General features: G+C 69.0%; 21 protein-coding genes. 15 read left to right on the top strand and 6 right to left on the bottom strand.

All coding sequences use genetic code 11. The features are described from left to right. Positions 1 to 43 precede the first annotated feature (43 nt). Positions 44 to 991, top strand: a complete 948-nt coding sequence (locus NOW55_RS04985) for a DNA polymerase beta superfamily protein (RefSeq protein ID WP_256398977.1) — start codon at positions 44 to 46, stop codon at positions 989 to 991. A 2-nt stretch (positions 992 to 993) separates the two neighbouring features. Here the strand turns inward: NOW55_RS04985 and NOW55_RS04980 are convergent, their stop codons facing one another. Further along, entirely contained in the window at positions 994 to 1,674 is a 681-nt protein-coding gene (locus tag NOW55_RS04980) for a 2,5-diamino-6-(ribosylamino)-4(3H)-pyrimidinone 5'-phosphate reductase (protein WP_256398976.1), read from the bottom strand. Between the two features lie 82 nt (positions 1,675 to 1,756). Here NOW55_RS04980 and NOW55_RS04975 point away from each other — a divergent pair, with 82 nt between their 5' ends. The 3 genes from NOW55_RS04975 to NOW55_RS04965 all read left to right on the top strand — a co-directional run bounded on the left by NOW55_RS04975 (position 1,757) and on the right by NOW55_RS04965 (position 4,389). Next, a complete protein-coding gene (locus tag NOW55_RS04975; RefSeq protein ID WP_256398975.1) occupies positions 1,757 to 2,380 on the top strand; it encodes a MinD/ParA family ATP-binding protein in 624 nt (207 codons plus the stop codon). A gap of 26 nt (positions 2,381 to 2,406) precedes the next feature. Further along, on the top strand, positions 2,407 to 3,033 hold the full coding sequence (locus NOW55_RS04970; protein WP_256398974.1) for an RAD55 family ATPase: 627 nt from the start codon (positions 2,407 to 2,409) through the stop codon (positions 3,031 to 3,033). A 123-nt stretch (positions 3,034 to 3,156) separates the two neighbouring features. Then, positions 3,157 to 4,389 carry a digeranylgeranylglycerophospholipid reductase gene (locus NOW55_RS04965; RefSeq protein WP_256398973.1) on the top strand — a complete coding sequence of 411 codons (1,233 nt, stop codon included), beginning with the start codon at positions 3,157 to 3,159 and terminating at the stop codon, positions 4,387 to 4,389. Between the two features lies 1 nt (position 4,390). Here NOW55_RS04965 and NOW55_RS04960 read toward each other — a convergent pair whose 3' ends face one another. After that, positions 4,391 to 4,696 (bottom strand): MazG nucleotide pyrophosphohydrolase domain-containing protein, encoded by a 306-nt coding sequence (locus NOW55_RS04960; protein ID WP_256398972.1) that lies wholly within the window; start codon positions 4,694 to 4,696, stop codon positions 4,391 to 4,393. Between the two features lie 64 nt (positions 4,697 to 4,760). Continuing rightward, positions 4,761 to 5,759, bottom strand: a complete 999-nt coding sequence (locus NOW55_RS04955; protein ID WP_256398971.1) for an FKBP-type peptidyl-prolyl cis-trans isomerase — start codon at positions 5,757 to 5,759, stop codon at positions 4,761 to 4,763. Between the two features lie 105 nt (positions 5,760 to 5,864). On the opposite strand from NOW55_RS04955, the gene cyaB reads away from it, so the two are divergent. From cyaB to NOW55_RS04925, 6 genes are all read left to right on the top strand, one after another. Beyond that, a complete protein-coding gene (cyaB, locus tag NOW55_RS04950) occupies positions 5,865 to 6,446 on the top strand; it encodes a class IV adenylate cyclase (RefSeq protein WP_256398970.1) in 582 nt (193 codons plus the stop codon). Positions 6,447 to 6,527: 81 nt separating this feature from the next. Continuing rightward, complete coding sequence (locus NOW55_RS04945; RefSeq protein ID WP_256398969.1) at positions 6,528 to 7,748, top strand: methionine adenosyltransferase; 1,221 nt, start codon at positions 6,528 to 6,530, stop codon at positions 7,746 to 7,748. A gap of 72 nt (positions 7,749 to 7,820) precedes the next feature. Then, positions 7,821 to 8,993: a tRNA sulfurtransferase gene (locus NOW55_RS04940; RefSeq protein ID WP_256398968.1), complete on the top strand. Its 1,173-nt coding sequence runs from the start codon at positions 7,821 to 7,823 to the stop codon at positions 8,991 to 8,993. A gap of 50 nt (positions 8,994 to 9,043) precedes the next feature. Beyond that, positions 9,044 to 9,514: a DUF5804 family protein gene (locus NOW55_RS04935; protein ID WP_256398967.1), complete on the top strand. Its 471-nt coding sequence runs from the start codon at positions 9,044 to 9,046 to the stop codon at positions 9,512 to 9,514. Further along, on the top strand, positions 9,511 to 10,383 hold the full coding sequence (locus NOW55_RS04930; protein WP_256398966.1) for an alpha/beta fold hydrolase: 873 nt from the start codon (positions 9,511 to 9,513) through the stop codon (positions 10,381 to 10,383). Before NOW55_RS04935 ends, NOW55_RS04930 begins: the two co-directional genes overlap by 4 nt. A gap of 50 nt (positions 10,384 to 10,433) precedes the next feature. Further along, a complete protein-coding gene (locus NOW55_RS04925; protein WP_256398965.1) occupies positions 10,434 to 10,556 on the top strand; it encodes a hypothetical protein in 123 nt (40 codons plus the stop codon). Between the two features lie 3 nt (positions 10,557 to 10,559). On the opposite strand, the gene NOW55_RS04920 is transcribed toward NOW55_RS04925, so the two are convergent. Beyond that, positions 10,560 to 11,534: a PLP-dependent cysteine synthase family protein gene (locus tag NOW55_RS04920; RefSeq protein ID WP_256398964.1), complete on the bottom strand. Its 975-nt coding sequence runs from the start codon at positions 11,532 to 11,534 to the stop codon at positions 10,560 to 10,562. A 127-nt stretch (positions 11,535 to 11,661) separates the two neighbouring features. On the opposite strand from NOW55_RS04920, the gene NOW55_RS04915 reads away from it, so the two are divergent. Then, entirely contained in the window at positions 11,662 to 12,054 is a 393-nt protein-coding gene (locus tag NOW55_RS04915; protein ID WP_256398963.1) for a TlpA family protein disulfide reductase, read from the top strand. On the opposite strand, the gene NOW55_RS04910 is transcribed toward NOW55_RS04915, so the two are convergent. Beyond that, the gene (locus tag NOW55_RS04910) at positions 12,051 to 14,171 is read right to left on the bottom strand and encodes a thioredoxin domain-containing protein (protein WP_256398962.1); all 2,121 of its coding nucleotides are present in this window, start codon (positions 14,169 to 14,171) and stop codon (positions 12,051 to 12,053) included. The two genes, NOW55_RS04915 and NOW55_RS04910, sit on opposite strands and share 4 nt — an antisense overlap. An 84-nt stretch (positions 14,172 to 14,255) precedes the next feature. Here NOW55_RS04910 and NOW55_RS04905 point away from each other — a divergent pair, with 84 nt between their 5' ends. The 3 genes from NOW55_RS04905 to NOW55_RS04895 all read left to right on the top strand — a co-directional run bounded on the left by NOW55_RS04905 (position 14,256) and on the right by NOW55_RS04895 (position 17,457). Further along, positions 14,256 to 14,429 carry a glycine zipper domain-containing protein gene (locus NOW55_RS04905; protein WP_256398961.1) on the top strand — a complete coding sequence of 58 codons (174 nt, stop codon included), beginning with the start codon at positions 14,256 to 14,258 and terminating at the stop codon, positions 14,427 to 14,429. Positions 14,430 to 14,536: 107 nt separating this feature from the next. Next, a complete protein-coding gene (gene purD / locus NOW55_RS04900; RefSeq protein ID WP_256398960.1) occupies positions 14,537 to 15,865 on the top strand; it encodes a phosphoribosylamine--glycine ligase in 1,329 nt (442 codons plus the stop codon). 92 nt (positions 15,866 to 15,957) lie between these two features. After that, positions 15,958 to 17,457, top strand: a complete 1,500-nt coding sequence (locus NOW55_RS04895) for a TrkH family potassium uptake protein (protein ID WP_256398958.1) — start codon at positions 15,958 to 15,960, stop codon at positions 17,455 to 17,457. A gap of 1 nt (position 17,458) precedes the next feature. Here the strand turns inward: NOW55_RS04895 and NOW55_RS04890 are convergent, their stop codons facing one another. Further along, complete coding sequence (locus NOW55_RS04890) at positions 17,459 to 18,607, bottom strand: GNAT family N-acetyltransferase (protein ID WP_256398957.1); 1,149 nt, start codon at positions 18,605 to 18,607, stop codon at positions 17,459 to 17,461. Positions 18,608 to 18,793: 186 nt separating this feature from the next. On the opposite strand from NOW55_RS04890, the gene NOW55_RS04885 reads away from it, so the two are divergent. After that, on the top strand, positions 18,794 to 19,315 hold the full coding sequence (locus tag NOW55_RS04885) for an acyltransferase (RefSeq protein ID WP_256398956.1): 522 nt from the start codon (positions 18,794 to 18,796) through the stop codon (positions 19,313 to 19,315). Positions 19,316 to 19,324 lie beyond the last annotated feature (9 nt).

Genomic DNA, 19,324 nt, shown 5'->3' with positions numbered 1-19,324 from the left:
CACCCGACACACGCTTTTCACGTCGGCACGACCACCACCAGTCATGACGCCAGCGTCCACCGACCACCGTGTCGCCGACCCGCCACCCGCACTCGCCGACGCCATCGCGGCGCTCGAGGCCGAACACGACTGTTCGGTCGTCGCCGCCCGGGACGTGGGGAGCCGTGCCTGGGGCCTCGACCACCCCGACAGCGACTTCGACGTGACCGTGCTGTTCCGCCAGCCGCTCGTACGCTACGCCACACTGGACGGGTACGTCCCCACCGTCCACCGCGAGAGCGACGACGTGGAGCTGACGGCCTGGAACGTCCGACGGTTCGCCGAACTGCTGGTCGACTCGAACCCTGCCACGCTCGAGTTCCTCCACTCGCCACTTCGGTACCGGACCTGCGAGCCGCTCGCCGCACTGGAGGTCGACGTTGGCGACGAGTTCGAGCCCATCCGGCTCTACCACCACTACCGCTCGTTCGCCGACCGCCAGTTCCGGAAGTACTGCCAGCGGCGGCTCCTCAGGGCCGGCGAGCCGGCGTACGTCGTCGTGGGCGAGACCGACGACGAGTGGGTCTGTGCCCCCGACGACGGTGAGGGCCTGGCCGCGCCGCCGTCGGACACGCGGACGCGCATCCCGAAGGACGACGACCGCTACGACCTCGGCGAGTGGGACCCGACGGTCGACCGGACGACCTACCTCGCCAGGGCCGCGCTGTACGCGAGGTTCGTCCGCGACACCCACGAGTTCCCGACACTCGACTTCCCGGCGTTCCTCGACGAGTGCGAGGCGACCGGCTGGCTCGTCGACGACGTGCTCGACCGTGCGCGGCTGCTGGTCGAGCGCAAGCGGGCGGGCCGGGGTGCCGAGCTGGTCCCCGACCTGTTCACCGACGGCTCGCTGGCGCTCCCGGCGGAGATTCCACCCGAGAAACACGCCGTGCGCGGCATCGACCCCGGACGGGTGAACGAGTTCGTCGAGGCCGTGTTCGAGGGGGTCTGACGCTACTCGTCGGCCGGTCGCCCATCGACCGCCCACCGCAGCAGGACACCGTCGTCGAGCCGTTCGACGCCATCGAGCGACAGCTCGGGGAAGCCCTCGACGAACCCCTCCCCGTCGGCGAGCGTGGGCGCGTCGCGGCCACCGACGACCGTCGCACCCACGTAGACGGTGAGCTCGTCGACCAGCCCGGCCTCGAACAGCGAGAAGATGAGCTCGCCGCCGCCCTCGACCAGCAGCCGGTCGATACCCCGGTCGGCGAGGGCGTCGAGCCCGGCGGAGGGGTCGACGCGGTCGGAGCCGGCGACGACCACCTCTGCCCCGGCCGACGCGAACGCCTCGCGTCGCCCCTCGGGTGCTGCCTCGGCGACGAGCACGTAGGTCGTCGCGGCGTCGTCGAGGAGCGCGGCGTCGGTCGGGGTTCGCCCCCGAGAGTCGAAGACGACCCGGGCCGGATGCGACGGCCTGCCGTCGCCCTCACGGTCGGCGACCCGGTCTTCGTCCTTGACCGTCAGCGACGGGTCGTCGGCGAGGACGGTGCCGACGCCGACCGCGACGGCGTCGCTCTCGGCCCTGATGGCGTCGACGCGGTCGAAGTCCTCGGGGCCGCTGATGCGGAGCTGGCTGCGCTCGCGCGAGGCGAGCTTGCCGTCCGCGCTCGTCGCGGCGTTGACGTGGACGTGCACGCCCGGAGCCACGGCCGGCGGCGGCAAACTGGTTTCGGTCGCCGGGCCCGGGTTCAAGTACGATGCCGGTCCCAGAGTGGGCATGCTCGCAGTCGCCGGTGGCAAGGGAGGCGTGGGGAAGACGACGACGACGCTCGGGCTGGCGGGGGCGCTCGCCCGCGATGGCCGGCCGATCCGGGCGGTGGACACGGACTGCGAGATGCCCGACCTCCACGCGCTCGCGGGCTGCGAGCGCGACCCTCCGCTCTCTGCGGTGCTCGACGGCGAGCGGGTACCCGAACAGCCCGTCGCGACGATTCCCGGGGTCCGGGTCGTCGCCGCACCGCGGGCCGAAGACAGGGCCGCCGTCACGTCGGCGCTGGGCCGGCTCCGGGACCGACCGACTGTCGTCGACACACCCGCCGGGGCGGGACCGGATGCGGTCGCCCCGCTCCGGGTGGCGGACCACGCGCTGCTGGTCGCCGACGGAACGCCACAGGCGCTCCGTGACGCCGCCAAGACCGGTGCCATCGCCCGGGAGCTCGGCGTGGCCATCGTCGGCGTCGTCCTCGTGGGCACCCTCGAACAGCCCGACGGCGTCGAACGGTTCCTCGAGATACCGGTCCTCGGAACTGTCCCGCCGGCGACCGAACCCCTCTCGGATCCGGCGGTCTGGACTGCATACGACCGGGTCGCGGAACGCCTCCGGAGGCAAACAGTTATTTAGGCACGGCCGGCTAACGACTGACGTACATGGCCGGTCGGTTAGAGACTGGAATCGACGTTCTGGACCGGAAGCTGAACGGTGGGCTCCCCCCGGGCTCCATCGTCGCGTTCACCGCATCTCCGGCGAGCCAGTCCGAGCTACTGCTCTACGAACTGACCGCCGCCCGGGGAACGCTGTATCTGACGACCGAGCGCTCCGACCAGGCCGTCCGCGACGCCATCGAGAACACCAACGCACCGGTGGGCTCGCCGACGGTCCGTGACATCTCCGGCTCCGAGCCGCTCGACCAGGCCAATCGACTCATCCGCGCGCTCCCCGAGGGTGCGAACCTCGTCATCGACACCGCGGACGTGCTGGAGCGCGGCGACCGGAACCGCTACCGGAGCTTCATGACCGAGCTCCAGACCCACATGGTCAACACCGGCTCCATCGCGTTCATGCACTGCCTCGACGGCCACCACATCCCCACGAACCGGGACACGACGAAGCACATGGCGGACGTGGTGTTCGCCCTGGAGACCCATGTCCGCGGTGCGGAGCTGGAGAACCGACTCTCCGTGCCGAAGTTCCGCGGCGGCACCGCCCTCGTCGAGACGGTCAAGCTGGAGCTCGCGGACGAGGTCGCCATCGACACCAGCCGCGACATCGCGTAGGTCGGTCTTCTCGGTTCGTTGGTCAGTTCACCCCGACGGACACGAATCAGAAAGAATTACACTCCGGATTCGAATGTAGGGGTAACGGCGTTCAGCGAACACTCCGACGCTGTCTACTCTACCATGACTGAAACATACGACGCGGTCATCGCCGGTGCCGGGCCTGCTGGTGGGCAGGCCGCCCGGGACCTCGCCGCACGGGGGTACGACGTGGTCGTACTCGAGACGGAGGGCGAAGACGAGTTCCCGAGCCGGAGCAACAAGTCGACCGCGGGAACGTTCCCGTCGACGATGTCCGACTTCAACATCCCGGACGAGGTCGTGATGAACTTCACCGACGAGGTGGTGCTGGAGTCGCCGAACCACTACTACACGCGCCACCAGCCCGGTGCCGTCCTCGAGTTCGCCGACTACAAGAACTGGCTGGTCGAGGACTCCCGCGAGGACGGCGCGGAGTACATCTTCGACGCCCGTGTCTCGAAGCCCATCGTCGAGGGTGGCGAGCCGGTCGGCGTCCGCTACAACGGCGACGAGGAGGTGTACGGCGATGTCATCATCGACGCGACGGGACCGAGCGCGCCGCTCGCGAAGGCGCTCGACGTCGTGAACCTCAAGCGCGAACGGCAGGCCATCGGCGTCGAGTTCGAGATGGAGGGCGTCGAGGTGAACGCTGGCGGCTACGCCGACCTGACCGACGCGATGATGCTCCGCCTCGACCACGACCTCGCGCCCGGCGGCTACTCGTGGATCTTCCACACCGGCGACGACACCGCGAAGGTCGGCGTGTGCTACATCCAGAACGCCGCCCATCAGGAGAACGCGAAGGAGGGCTTCAGCATCGACGACTACCTCTCGTACTGGGAGGACAAGGACCCGCGCCTCCAGAACGCGACGCGCATCGAGGGCGAGCAGCACCGGGGCTCCGCGCACATCCAGCTCCCCGGCAAGATGAGCACGGACAGCTTCATGGCCATCGGCGACACCGTCCCGACGGTCGATCCACTCTGGGGCGAGGGCATCGACAAGTGCATGCGCTCCGGCCGGGCCGCAGCGGCGGTCGCCGACCGCGTGCTGACCCACAGCGAGCGCGACACCAGCGCCTCCGAGATGGCCATCTACGACCAGCTCTGGCACGAGCGCGTCGCACCGAAGGTCAAGACCCGGCTGTTCATGACCGAGCTGCTGTACCGCGCCTCGAACGAGCGCTACGACGCCCTGATGGACGACCTCTCGCGGATGTCGGCCGACGACCTCACCGAGGCGAACCAGGGGAACAAGCTCGAACTCGCGAAGATGCTCCGTCTCGGCGACGCGAAGCTCGTGTTCGATACCCTCAAGGACTGGTACCGCCGGTAGGCTACCGGCCGGAGGCCGCGTCTCCCGTCTCCTCGATTCTACCCTCGTACTTCGCGAGCGACGTTTCGAGCGCCGCACCCGCGTCGATGTCCAGCGACCCGGCGAGCGCCAGCAGCGCGAACAGCGCGTCGCCGAGCTCGTCGTCCGAGACGGTCACGTCCGCCGGCCTGCCGCCGTAGTCCGTCGACTCGCACACCTCCTTCGCCAGTTCGCCGAGTTCGCATTGCAGGTCGAGCAGTCGATACGCCGGCTCCGCCTCCATGTCGTGCGTCGCGACGAACTCCGCGACGCGTCGCTGTTCGTCCATGATTCGGCGGAGAAACGGCACCGCAATAGTGGTACCGTCCTGGACTCGGCGTCCGGGGTTCGACTTACTCTTCGAGGTCGGCTTCGATGTCGTCGGCGTCGATGTCGGCCTCCTCGAGGGCCTCCTCGATGTCGGCCGCGTCCGCGCCGTCTGCGCCGCCACCCATGCCGCCCATCATGCCACCCATGCCACCCATCATACCGCCCATGCCGCCGGAGATGGTCTCCTGGACGATGACGCGGTCGATGTCGAGGTGCTGCATGAGCTGCTGTGCGACCTGCTGCTTGCCGAACATCCACTGCTGGTTCATCTGCAGCTGCGGGTCGGACTCGATGTACAGCGTCTCCTTCTCGACGGTCTGGGTCTCGAACTCGGGCTCGGCGTCCTCGTCGTCGTCGTCGGACTCGACCTGGACCTCCTCCTCGACCTCGTCCGTCTCGAACCACATGTCGAGGTCGACGTCGAACATCATCTCCATCAGGCCCTGTGCCTTCTCGACGCGGTCGTCGACGACGCCGGCGATCTCGTAGTCGTACTCGATGTCGTCACCCGCGAGCGGGTGGTTGAAGTCGACGCGGGCGCGGCCGCCGATGACGGCGTTGACGAAGCCCTGTTCGCCGTCGACCTGGACCTGCGAGCCGGGGCGGCGCGAGTCCTCGGGGAGCTTCTCGACGCTGACGGTGCGGACCTGCTCGTCGTCGTACTCGCCGAAGGCGTCGGCGGCGGGGATGACGACGGTACCGGAGTCGCCGACCTCCTTGCCGCGGAGCTCCTCCTCGACCTGCTCGAACATGTGGCCCTCGCCGAGGACGATGACGCGCGGTTCGAACTCGCGGTCCTCCTCCTCGATGCCCTCCTCCTCGGCGACCTCGGGGTCGGTCGTGTCGACGAGGCGCTCGCTCTCGACGGTTCGGGCGGTGTAGTCGAGCTTGACGAAGTCGCCGTCCTGCAGTCCGGTCACTTCGTCCTCGGTCTCCTCCTTCTCGGACTCGGCTGCCTCGTCCTCGACGTCCGGTGTCTCTTCCTCGTTGTCGGCCGTCTCGGCCTCTTGGTCATCGGTCATATCATGAACGTCTCCCACGCGGCATTTAAGAACCACGTTTTGGACCCGCGAGTCGCTGGTGTGGAGTCGGGAGGGCTTTAGTTCCTGGTGAGCGAGGTGCGGGACATGTACGAGGTCGAACTGAAGGTCCGCGCCGAACACGCCGTGGTCCGGCGACGGCTGGCCGAACTCGACGCCGAGCCGGTGGGCGGTGTCGGCCAGACAGACGTGTACTACGACGCACCGCACCGCGACTTCGCGGAGACGGACGAGGCGCTGCGCATCCGTGGGGAGGTCTCGCTGGACGATACGGGGGCCGGTACCGACGCTGGCTTCGACTGGTCCACCGACGACGGGACGACGAAGGTCACCTACAAAGGCCCCCTCGTCGACGACAGTTCGAAGACCCGCGAGGAGTTCGAGACGGCGGTCGCGGACCGCGACGCGATGGAGGGCATCCTCGACGGGCTGGGCTTCGAGCCCGCGGCGACGGTCCGCAAGCGCCGCCGCCGGTTCGCACTGTCAGGCTACACCGTCACGCTGGACGACGTCGACGGGCTCGGGGAGTTCGTCGAGGTCGAGACCGAGGCCGCCTCCGGCGACATCGAGGCCGCCCGCGACGGCGCGGTCGAGGTGCTCGACGCCCTCGGCCTCGACCCCGCCGACGGCATCCGGACGTCGTACCTGGGTCTCCTGCTCGAGTCGTAGGCCGAGAGATTACTCACGGGCATATTATCGGCCATGAATCGTTTCGCAAGTTATAGAACCTGCCCTGTTCAACTCGGAGCAATGACAGAGCGCAATATTCGCGTAGAACCCATCGACCGGTTCGCGGTCGAGGACCAGGAGGTCGAGATCGTGGAGCGAAAGGGGCTCGGACACCCCGACTCCATCTGCGACGGCATCGCCGAGAGCGTCTCGCAGGCGCTCGCCCAGACCTACCTCGACCGCGTCGGCAAGGTCCTCCACTACAACACCGACGAGACCCAGCTGGTCGCCGGGTCTGCGGCTCCGGCCTTCGGCGGCGGTGAGGTCATCGAGCCGATCTATCTCCTCATCGTCGGGCGTGCCACGAAGCACTACGTCGACGCCGACGGGACCGAGTACCACATCCCGACTGACACCGTCGCGCTCCGTGCCGCCCGCGACTACCTCGCCGAGTACTTCCCCGAACTGGAGTTCGGCACCGACGTCGTCGTCGACGTGAAGCTCGGCGAGGGCTCGGGCGACCTGCAGGAGGTCTTCTCCGAGGAGGGGGCGACGGTCCCGATGGCCAACGACACGTCCTTCGGCGTCGGCCACGCGCCGCTGACCGAGACGGAGCGCATCGTCCTCGAGGCCGAGAAGCGCCTCAACGGCCCCTACGCCACCGACAACCCGGCCGTGGGACAGGACATCAAGATAATGGGCAAGCGGGAGGGCGACGACATCGAGATCACGGTCGCTGCCGCCATCGTCGACAGCTACGTCGAGGGGATGGAGGACTACATCGACGAGGTCGATGGCGTCCGCGAGTTCGTCACCGACGTCGCCACCGAGATCACGGACCGGACCGTGGACGTGCACGTCAACACGGCCGACGACTACGACGAGGGTGCGATCTACCTCACCACGACCGGCACCTCCGCCGAGCAGGGTGACGACGGCTCCGTCGGGCGTGGCAACCGCGCGAACGGGCTCATCACGCCGAACCGGTCGATGTCGATGGAGGCGACCTCCGGCAAGAACCCCGTCAACCACATCGGGAAGATATACAATCTCCTCTCGACGGAGATCGCCGAGTCCGTCGTGAGCGAGGTCGACGGCATCCGCGATCTCCGCATCCGCCTGCTCTCCCAGATCGGTCGGCCCATCGACGAGCCCCACGTCGCCGACGCACACGTCGTCACCGCCGACGGCATCGATGTCGCCGACATCGAGGACGACGTGTCCGCAATCGTCGACCGCGAGCTGGCCGACGTGACCGATATCACCCGTCGCGTCATCGACGGCGAACTGACGACTTTCTGAATCGGGGTTCCGCCCCGGCGACCACGGCCGCGCTCCGACGGCGGTATATACGTCGACGGGCTATCGCCGCGCATGCATGGTGCGGACGCCGTCCTCGTACGCCACGGCGACCTGAACGTCAAGAGCACCCGGGTCAAGCGACGGATGGAACACCGGCTGCTGGACCACGCCGAGTCGCTGCTCGCGGCCGCGGGTGTCGACGCGGAGGTGGACCGCCGCTGGTCCCGCCCCATCGTCAGGGACGTCTGCGGCGATGCCGAGACCGCCGCCGAGACCGTCGCCCGCGCGTTCGGCGTCGTCTCGACGAGTCCGGCTGTGACGGTCCCGTCGGAGCGCGACGCAATCGAGGACGCGCTCGCCGCGGCGGGGGCCGCGGTGTACGAGGGCGGGGCATTCGCGGTCAGCGTCAACCGCGCCGACAAGTCGCTCCCGTACACCAGCGAGGACCTCGAACGCTCCGGCGGGCAGGCCGTCTGGGACGCCGTCGAGGACGAGTTCGAGCCGGAGGTCGATCTCGACGACCCGGACATCGTCTTCGAGGTCGACCTCAGGGAGGACGAGGCGTTCGTCTTCCACGAGCGCTACGACGGTCCCGGCGGGCTGCCGTACGGGACCCAGAAACCACTCGTCGCGCTCGTCAGCGGCGGTATCGACTCGCCCGTGGCGGCCTTCGAGGCGATGCGACGGGGGAGCCCCGTCGTCCCCGTCTACGCAGACCTCGGCGAGTACGGTGGGGCCGACCACGAAGCCCGGGCCGTCGAGACCGTCCGGACGCTCGCCGAGCGCGTGCCCGACGCCGAGTTCGAGCTCTGGCGGGTCCCCGCTGGCGACGTGGTGAACGACCTCGTCGAGACGATGGGGACCGGGCGGATGCTCGCCTTCCGTCGGTTCCTGCTCATGGTCGGCGAGGCCGTCGCCGAGGAGACGGGCGCGGTCGGCGTCGTCACGGGCGAGGCGCTGGGGCAGAAGTCGAGCCAGACAGCGCAGAACATGGCCGTCACCTCGCAGGCCATCGACCTGCCGGTCCACCGGCCGCTGTTCTCCCGGGACAAGCAGGACATCGTCTCGCAGTCACGCGACATCGGCACGTTCGTCGACTCGACCGTCCCGGCGGGCTGCAACCGGGTCGTCCCCGACCAGCCCGAGACGCACGGCTCCGTGGAGACGGTCCGCAGGATGGAGCCCGACGACCTGCGCGAGCGGGCCGTGGCGGCCGTCGAGCGGGCCGAGCGACTCCCGTTCTGAGGCGCGAGCGAGCGAAATCCACATACCCCCCGGGTTCCAACCCACGCACAGTGACCGACGTCTGTCTCATCGGCTCGTCCGACGTGGTCCTCCGGTACGAGCTGCTCTCGCGGGAGACCTCCCGCGAGGCCCTGTCGACCTACGACCTCTGGGAGCCCTACGAGAACGCCATCGCGCTCCGCACCGTGAGCCTGGGGGCCGCCGTCTCGCTGCTGAACGACCTCGACTGGTACATCGTCCGCTTCGTCGACGAGGTGCTCGTCCGCGAACCGAGCGTCGACGACGAGGAGTGGCTCTCGCGCGGGCTCGCCACGCAGGTCCGCAACGACGCCGTCGCTCCGGGCGAAACCGACCAGTACTGTAAGCTGTTCGGCCTCCTCGAACCCGACGACGGTCCGCCGGAGCCCGTCGAGCCGCTGTTCGCCCAGCGCGTCGACGGCGAGCTCCCCACCTACGACCTCCGCCCCGAGGTCGAGGAGACGATGGTCGTCCGCGTCAGCGAGGAGGAGTTCGCCGGATGACGGGCCACGGCATCGCCCGCGTCGACGGGCTCCGCATCCACTACCGGCGAGCCGGTACCGAGGGCCCCACCGTCGTCCTCCTGCACGGTGCCGGGGTCGACGACGCCGACCTCTCCTGGCGGCACACCGTCGAGACGCTGGCCGAGGAGTACCAGGTGTACGCACCCGACTGGCCGGAGTACGGCGACAGCGACCCCGTCGACGACCCCTCCATCGACACCTACCGAGAGGTGTTCGAGGGCTTCGTCGAGTCGGTGGGCCTCGACGAGTTCGCGCTCGTCGGCATCTCCATGGGCGGGGCGGTCGCGCTCGGCTACACGCTCGACCATCCCGACCGCGTCCGCGCGCTCGGCCTGGTCGACAGCTACGGCCTCGGCGGCACCATCCCCGGTGGCTCGATGCTGTACGTGCTGGCCAACGTCCCCGGCGCGAACGCCACGGGCTGGTCGATGCTCGGGAGCTCCAGGACCGCGACCGTCACCGGGCTCGCGAACGTCGTCTACGACCCCTCGACGCTCGACGAGGCGTTCGTCGAGTCGATCAACGAGCGCGCAAGCCAGCGCGGCGCGGGCCGGGCGTTCACCGCCTTCCAGCGCAACGAGATAACCCCGGATGGCCGCGCCCGAACGAACTTCGCCGACCGACTCGGAGAGCTCTCGGTGCCGACGCTGCTCGTCCACGGGGAGACCGACCCGCTGTTCCCCGTGTCGTGGGCGCGGCGGGCCCACGAGCGGATTCCCGGCTCCGAACTCGTCGTGTTCGAGAACTGCGGCCACTGGCCGACACGGGAACACCCCGAGAAGTTCGACGAGACGTTATTGGGGTTCCTGCGCGCGCAGGTGCCGTCCGAAGCGAGAGACGGCGAGTAGCCCGAGCGGGTCCGTACGGTATTTTTCGCCGCCTGTGGACAAACTATGCCATGCAGCGACTCGAACCGTACAGGGAGGAAAACTACGAACATGCGCCATCAACTGCCATCCACGCGGCGGGCACGTACTACGACATCGACCGCCTCGTCGTCTACGATATGATACTCGACTGACCCTCAGTCGAACGTCCCCGCCGACATGTACCGCTCGCCGGAGTCCCAGAACACGGTGACGACGAGTGGGCAGTCCGTGTAGTCGCCGCCGTCGGTCTCGACGCCGCCGGGAACGACGGCGTCCCGACCCGACGCCGGGCAGTCGGCCTCCGGTTCGGCTATCTCTGCTGCGACCTCGCGGGCTTTCAGCGACGACGCGCCTGAGGACTGCCCGACGAAGATGCCCTCCTCGCGGGCGAGGCGGCGGCACTCGGCCTCCGCCGCCTCGAAGTTCACGGTCCGGACCTCGTCGAGCAGGTCGCGGTCGAGGTTCTCGCTGACGAAACCGGGGCCCATGCCCTGGAACTCGTCCTCGCCGGCCTCGCCCGTCGTCAGTACCGCGTTGTCCTCGGGTTCGACGCCGACGACGCGCACGTCGGGGAACTCCTCCTTCAGCCGGCGGGCATTGCCCGAGATGGTGCCGCCGGTGCCGATGCCGGCGACGAAGGCGTCTATCTCGCGGCCGTCGACCTGCTCGATGATCTCCTCGGCGGTCGTCCGGTAGTGCGCCCGGGGGTTGGCGGGGTTCTCGAACTGCCGGAGCTGGAACGCGCCGGTCTCCGCCTCGATCTGGTCCGCGCGTTCTTTCGCGTCGACCATCCCGCCGTCCACGAGTTCGATGTCGGCTCCGTAGGCTCTGAGGATGCCCTTCCGCTCCTCGGACATCCCCTCCGGCATGACGATGGTGACGTCGTAGCCGCGCGCCGCGCCGACCATCGCGATGCCGATACCGGTGTTCCCGCTCGTCGGCTCGACGAGACTGTCGCCGGGCGCGATCTCGCCCCGTCGCTCGGCGTCGAGGACCATCTCGCGGGCGGGTCGGTCCTTGGCGGAGCCGCCGGGGTTGAACGACTCGACCTTGGCCGCGACCGTCGCGCCCGGGGGCGAGGCCACCTGGACCAGCGGCGAGCCGATGGCGTCCAGTATGCTCCGTTTCATGGGGAGCGGTACGGCCCCGACGACTAAGGGACGGCCGACGCCGGCAGATGTGGCCGGGGACTCCGGACCATCGGCAACCCATGCGAGGAGCGGGAGCGTTTTGCCCGTCGGCGAGGTAGGCCGGGGTATGAGCGAGGCAGAACTGGAGACGATGCGACCGAACCCCGCGTGGGCACCCGACGCCTACGAGGACACCCTCGCGGTCTGGGAGGCGCTCGCGGACCGCATCGTCGTCAAGGTCTGGGGTGGCGACTGGTGCAAGGACTGCCGGAGCCTGCTGCCGGACTTCGGCGCGGCACTCGATGCGGCCGAGGTCGCACACGTCGAGCACTACCCGGTCGAGCGCGGGGACGGCGAGAAGGTCGGCCCCGGCGTGGAGGAGTACAGCATCGAGTACATCCCGACGGTCGTGGTCGAGGACCGCGAGACGGGGGCGGAGCTGGCCCGCTTCGTCGAGGAGGAGGACCGCCCAATCGCGGTCTGGCTGGCGGAGGAACTCGAAGACGAGTTGTCGAACTAATCCTCGAACCAGTCGAGCGCGTCCTGCATGTCGTGCGTCGGCTGTGAGCAGGCGAAACCACGGCACGCGTACACCGTCGGCTCGCCGTCGCGGGCCGCCCGGTCGGCCCAGACTGGCGGGGCTTCCTCCAGCCCGAGCGAATCGAGCCAGTCCGCCAGCTCGTCGGCTGTCGGCGGGCGCGGCGCGAGCAGCCGTCGCGGCAGGTAGGTGCCCGAGAGCGTCTCGCGCCACGCCTCGGGCACCGGCAGGTCGTCGGCCGAGACGGTCAGCTCTGCGTCGCCGGCGCTCCAGCGGTCCGCGACGAGCGCGAGCGAGGGGTACTCCAGCGGGCTGGTCTCGACGCGCGTGCCGTGGGTCGCGAGCGTGGTCTCCACCACGTCGGCGAACTTCTCGTCGGGTGCGAAGCCGTCGAGCGAGAGCAGCACGTCCAGCGCGACGCCGAGGCTCGACGGCGTGGACTGGTCGCGAAGCTCCTGCGGGCGGGCGACCAGCTCCTCGCCGTCGCGTGGGGTGAAGAACACCGTTCCCTCGTCGGCGTCCCAGAAGTCCCGGACGACGGCCCGGGCGAGGTCGAGCGCGAAACCGAGGTGGTCGGGTTCGCCCGTCGCCTGATACGTGTCGAACGCCCCGCGGGCGAGGAAGGCGTAATCTTCGAGGAACGCGTCGCCCTTCACGTCTCCGTCCTTGAACCGCCGGGAGAGCGTCTCCGAATCCGCATCCCAGAGCTGCTGCCGGACGAATTCGAGCGCGTCCGCGGCGGCGTCGGCGAATGCGGGGTCCAGCACGATGGCTGCCTCGGCGAACGCGGAGGCCATCAGCCCGTTCCAGCCGGCGAGCACCTTCTCGTCGCGCCGGGGACGCGGACGGTCGGCGCGTGCCTCGAACAGCCGCTCGCGGGCGTCGTCCAGCCGTTTTTCGACGGTCGACGCGTCGACGTCGAACTCGTCGACGAGGTCCGAAACCTCGCGTTCGATGGTCAGCACGGTCTGCCCGTGCTCGAAGTTGCCCGACTCGGTGACGCCGTAGCGAGCGCAGAACAGGTCGGCGTCGCCCTCGTCCAGCACGTTCCGGACCTCCTCGGGCGTCCAGACGTAGAACGCGCCCTCCACGCTTTCGCCGTCGTCGTCGGGCGAGCGGGCGTCGAGCGTCGAGAAGAAGCCGCCGTCGTCGTGGGTCAGCTCGCGCTCGACGAATTCGAGCGTCTCCTCGGTGACGGTCCGGTAGCGCTCGTCGCCGGTGAGCTGGTAGCCCGCGAGGAAGACCCGCGGGAGTTCGGCGTTGTCGTACAGCATCTTCTCGAAGTGTGGCACGGTCCAGTCGCGGTCGGTACAGTAGCGGTGGAAGCCGCCGCCGAGGTGGTCGTACAGCCCGCCGTTCGCCATCGCGTCGAGCGTCTGGGTGGCCACGTCGCGGTAGGCGTCCCGGCCGGTCTCGTCGTACGCCCGCAGCAACAGGTGCAGGCGAGCCTCCTGCGGGAACTTCTGCCCGGTGCCGAAGCCGCCGTACTCGCGGTCGGCGGCTCTGAGGACGGCGTCGGCGGCATCGGTCAGCAGCGTCTCGTCTGGGGCGTCCGCTCCGGCGGAGGGCACGTCCTCCAGCTGGTCCTTCGCGGCGTGGGTCCACTGCTCGGCGCGGTTCTCCATCTCCCGCCTGTCCTCGGGGTTCGACCACGAGTTCGCGATGTTCTCCAGCAGGTCGAGGAAGCCGGGCATGTTTCGGCGCGGTTCGCGCGGGAAGTACGTCCCGACGTAGAACGGCTTCCCGTCGGGAGTGAGCCAGACGGAGAGCGGCCAGCCCCCGCGCCCGGACACCAGCTGCGAGACGGTCTGGTAGATGGAGTCGAGGTCCGGACGCTCCTCCCGGTCGACCTTGACGGGGACGAAGTCCCGGTTCAGAACCGCCGCGACGTCCTCGTCCTCGAAGCTCTCCTCCGCCATGACGTGGCACCAGTGACACGCCGAGTAGCCGACCGAGAGGAAGATGGGCACGTCGCGCTCTCTCGCTGCTTCGAGGGCGGCGTCGTCCCACGGCTGCCAGTCGACGGGGTTGTCCGCGTGCTGGCGCAGGTACGGCGACGCCTCCTCGTCGAGTCGGTTCCGGGCTGTGGGGTCGCTCATGTCCGTCCCTTGGGCCGGTGACGGGTAAAAGCGTCCGACTCCTGGAGCGGAGCGTATTTCGCGGCCGTCGGTGTACGGAGGGGTATGTCGGACGATGTCGAGGACGGGGAGCTGGACGGACAGATGATGGGCGTCGGCATCGCACTGGGCGCGGGAATCGGCGTCTCGCTCGGGGTCGCGATGGACGACATCCCACTCGGGATCGCGATTGGGATGGGCGTCGGCATCGCCCTCGGGACAGGGCTGTCCGCACAGTAGCTGCCACCCTCATGGAGCGATTGGAGAGCCGTTTGTATCCACCCACGTGTATACTTGCAACCGGTCGAACCGAAACCATTACACTCTCTTGCGTACCGACTTCGGGTATGACAGAGACCGTGCTCCTGGTCGGTGGCGGCGGCCGCGAACACGCCATCGCACACGCGCTCGACCGCTCCGAGGACCGCGACGAGTTCGAGTTCTACGCCTGTGCCGGCAACCGGAACCCGGGTATCGCCGCACTCACCGAGGGCTTCGAGACGCTCGACACGAGCGATACCGACGCCGTCGTCGACTACGCGAAGTCCGTCGACGCGACGCTTTCGGTCATCGGGCCGGAGAAGCCCCTCGCCGAGGGCGTCGTCGACGCGCTGGAGGACGCCGGTATCTACGCGTTCGGCCCGCGCCAGGCCGACGCCCGCATCGAGACGGACAAGTCGTTCCAGCGGGAGTTCATGGAGGCCAACGACATCCCCGGCTGTCCGGACTACGCCATCTTCACCGACATGGAGCTGGCCTGCGAGTACATCGACGAGTACGACGGCGACCTCGCGGTCAAGCCCGCCGGCCTGACCGGCGGCAAGGGCGTCCGCGTCACCGGCGACCAGATCACCAAGGCGGAGGCGAAGGAGTACCTCCGCGAGTCGGACTACGAGAAGGTCGTCCTCGAGGAGCGCCTCGTCGGCGAGGAGTTCACCGTGCAGGCGCTCGTCGCGGGCGACGACGTCCTCATCACGCCCGCCGTGCAGGACCACAAGCGCGCATACGAGGGCGACGAGGGCCCGAACACGGGCGGCATGGGCAGCTACACGGACGCGACGTTCCAGCTCCCGTTCATGACGGAGCTGCACAGCTTCGAGGCGCTGCAGGTGCTGGAGGCGACCGTCGACGCCCTCGACGACTACCGGGGCGTGCTGTACGGCCAGTTCATGCTCACCGAGGACGGGGTGAAGGTCGTGGAGTTCAACGCCCGCTTCGGCGACCCCGAGGCGATGAACGTCCTCCCCATCCTGAACACGGACTTCTACGAGGTGCTCGTGGGTGCTCGCGACGGCGGCTCGCGCATCCCCGAACTCGAGTTCCAGTCGCGCGCCACGGTCTGCAAGTACGCCGTCCCCGAGGGCTACCCGACCGACCCGCAGGCCGGCACCCGCATCGAGGTCGACAAGGAGAGCGCGGCCGCCGCCGCGGCCGACCACGACGGCGACGCGTTCCTGTTCTACGCATCAGTCGACGAGCGCGACGACGGGCTCTACACGACGACCTCGCGCTCGTTCGCCGTCGTCGGCGTCGCCGACACCATCAGCGAGGCCGAGGCCATCGCCGAGGACGCCATCGCCGTCGCCGGCGAGGAGGGGTTCCACGTCCGCCACGACATCGGCACCGAGGAGCTCGTCCAGAGCCGCATCGACCACGTCGAGCGGCTCACCGAGTGAGGCGGCGGTCTTCCAGCCAGGATCGCGGACTGTGTCTCCGGGCACGTCATCGGCGATAGATTGAGGCACCCCCCGCGCGAGTCGGGGAACGAATGCGCGTTCGCGTCGACTGGCGTGCGAGCTGTAGCGTCGTCGGCTCCATCTGCAAGATACTGACGCTCCCGCTCGCTGCCCCGCTCGTGCTGGCCCTCTACGACGGCACCGACGTCGTTCCGTTCCTCGTCGCCATCGTCGTCGCGGGTGCGCTCGGGGTCGGCATGGAGCGACTCTCGGTCGAGCGTCAGGTCCGGAGCCGCGAGGCGTTCCTGCTCGTCGCACTCGCCTGGCTGCTCGTCGCCGTCATCGGGGCGATTCCGCTCTACCTCGCGGGCACTGGCCAGTTCGCCGACCCGGTCGACGCGCTGTTCGAGAGCATGAGCGGCATCACGACGACCGGTGCGACCGTCATCACCGACTTCGACGCCCACTCCCGGCCCGTGCTCCTGTGGCGGCAGGTCATCCAGTGGCTCGGCGGGCTCGGCATCCTCATCGTCGCGACGGCGCTGCTCTCGCGACTCGGTGTCGGTGGCGCACAGCTGATGGAGACCGAGACGCAGACGCGGAACGTCACGAAGCTCACGCCGCACATCGAGCACACCGCCCGGCTCATCTGGACGCTCTACATCGGCCTCACCGCGCTCGCGGCGGCCACCTACTACGCGCTCCACGTCGCCGGGCTCGCGCCGGAGATGACCGCCTTCGACGCCGTCGCCCACGCGCTCACCTCCGTCTCGACGAGCGGGTTCTCCCCGCGGGCCGAGAGCGTCGGCGCGTTCTCCCCGGCGGTCCAGTGGGCCGTCGTCCCGTTCATGGCCGTCGGTGCGACCAGTTTCGTCCTCATCTACTCGGTCGTGGGCGGGGACCTGAACCGCATCCGGCGGAGCGAGGAGTTCAGGTTCTACCTCGGACTCCTCGTCGCCATCTCCGCGGTCATGGTCGGCCTGCTCGCCGTCGACGCGCGGTTCGACGGCACCGCGGAGGAGACGCTCCGCCACGGCGTCTTCCAGACCGTCTCCATCGTCACGACGACGGGCTACGCCTCGACCGACTTCGAACTCTGGTCCGCGCCGGCGAAGCAGATCCTCCTGCTCTGCATGTTCATCGGCGGGATGTCCGGCAGTACGACCTGCTCCATCAAGACCGTCCGGTGGCTGGTCGTGGTCAAGGCGTTCCGGAGGGACCTGTTCGTCGCCGCCTCGCCCAACGCCGTGCGCCCGGTCCGACTCAGCGGCGACGTGGTCGACGAGGACGTCATCCGCGACGTGTACGCCTACACGCTCGTCGCGCTGGTCTGCTTCGTACTCGCGTCGGTGTTCGTCGTCATCGACAGCGCCCGGGCCGGCAACGCCGTGACCGAACTGGAGGCGCTCTCGGTCGCCGCCTCGATGTTCTTCAACATCGGTCCCGCGTTCGGGAAGGCGGGACCGTACGGGAGTTACGAGTGGCTCCCCCGCTCGACGAAGCTCGTGCTCACCCTCGTCATGTGGGTGGGCCGCATCGAGATCATCCCCATCCTCGTGATGCTGCGGGCCTCGTTCTGGACCGGCAGCTGACTCAGGCGATATCCTGACCGGCGAGCGAGAGTACCCAGTGGTCGGGGTCGGTCGGGTCACGACCGCCGAGACGCCAGCGGTCACCGCCGGGCGATCCCGTCGGTCTCACCACGTGGACCGTCCGCCGGCCCAGTTTCGACAACGGGAACCTCGCGTCGCTCCAGAACCCACAGCCGGTGAGGACCTGCGTGGGGAGCACGTCGCCCTCGACCTTGTACACGTCCGTCGCGGTGTCGTCTGAGAGTACCGCCTCGACGAGCGCCGCGTACACGCCCGTCCGGTCCCCGTCCGGGTCCATCGGCTGCACGTCGACGATGCGGGTACAGGTCACTCCCTTCAGCACCTCCCGACAGGCGACCAGACCACCGACGGGCCGCCCGTCACGCCGGGCGACGAAGGCCGTCGACTCCCAGGCGGGGTTCTCGAATCGCCAGTCGTAGAACGCCTCGTCCCGGGCGACGTGGAGTTTCGAGGGTGCTCCCGTCCGGTAGAGTGTGGTGAACAGTCGGCTCGGCACCTCGTCGTACCGCTCGACCGTGATGTCGTCCGGCACGGACGCCAGCTTGTCCCTGACTCGGAGCTGGAGTCGCGACAGCGGCGACGCGAGCTTCGCCACATGCCGGGGGAGTCCCCCGTCGGCTTTCGCGTCGACGAGCCGCGCCGGCCGCTCGATGCGGTAGTACGTCGGCCGTTCCCCGACGACCCGCCAGCCGAACGAGTCCAGGCCGGGCAGCAGTACGTCCGTCGGGAAGTTGTAGTAGAGGTCGTAGCGACTCCGCTCGTGTCGGTCCAGCGTCCGTTCCGTCATCCGGGTGAACAGCCCCCGGCGACGGTGGTCCGGATGGACGATCCAGTCCGCCGGCTGGAGCACCGACACCCGCGTTCCCCCCGCACCGAGACGGAACGGCAGACACGGCTCGGCCCCGACGAGTTCTCCGTCCCGTTCGACGACGACCATCTCCACGCCGTCGTCGTACGGGTTCGCCTCGAAGCGCCACTCGAACCACGCTTCGGTCTGTCCTCGTTCCCAGACTGATTCGTACAGGGACAGGAACGACTCGCGGTCGTCCGGTCGGTACCCCCTGACCTGGTACTCCGACTCCTGCTTCTGGAGGGTCGTCTGCCCGGTCTGCGTCGGCGGTCGTGACATCGGCGTTCTGGTGGCCCGTTCGCGGGTTCGGCTATTTGGTACCGACACGGTATCGTCCCGGTAGGCAGCCGAATCGAACTGGTAACAACCTGTTAGACACACGATGCCGTCTGGAAACCAGCCGGTTCCGACGCGATCGACCGGGGACCAACCGGTTTCAATACCCCTGCCCGACTACGGCTGGTCGTGAGCGACGACACCGACGGTCGGCATGCACGGGTCACGTCGCACCCGACGACCGGTCCGCGCAACTCCCTCCAGCACTGGCCGGACGCGAAGTCGCCGCCGCGCGTCGCGTTCAACTACGTCCTCATCTGGCTGATCCGCGTCTCGCCGAGCCTGCGGCTGAAGAACTGGCTCATGCGTCGGCTCGGCATCACGGTCGGTGAGGGCGTCTCCTGGGGGCTGGAGGCGACACCGGACGTGTTCTGGCCGGAGCACATCACGCTCGGCGACCACGTCATCGTGGGCTACGACGCGACCCTGCTCTGTCACGAGTTCCTGCAGGCGGAGTACCGGGTCGGCGACGTGGTGCTCGGCGACCGGGCGATGATCGGCGCGGGTGCCATCGTGCTCCCCGGGGTCGAGATCGGCGAGGGGGCGCAGGTGGCCGCGAACTCGCTGGTCACCGAGGACGTGCCGCCCGGCGAGACCGTCGCCGGCGTGCCCGCCCGACCGATGTCGAGCGAGGAGCTGGCGGACGACTGACTGGCGACC

The sequence above is a fragment of the Haloarchaeobius litoreus genome, assembly GCF_024495425.1.
Classification (GTDB): Archaea; Halobacteriota; Halobacteria; order Halobacteriales; family Natrialbaceae; genus Haloarchaeobius; species Haloarchaeobius litoreus.
This window is presented reverse-complemented; position numbering and strand designations above follow the sequence as displayed.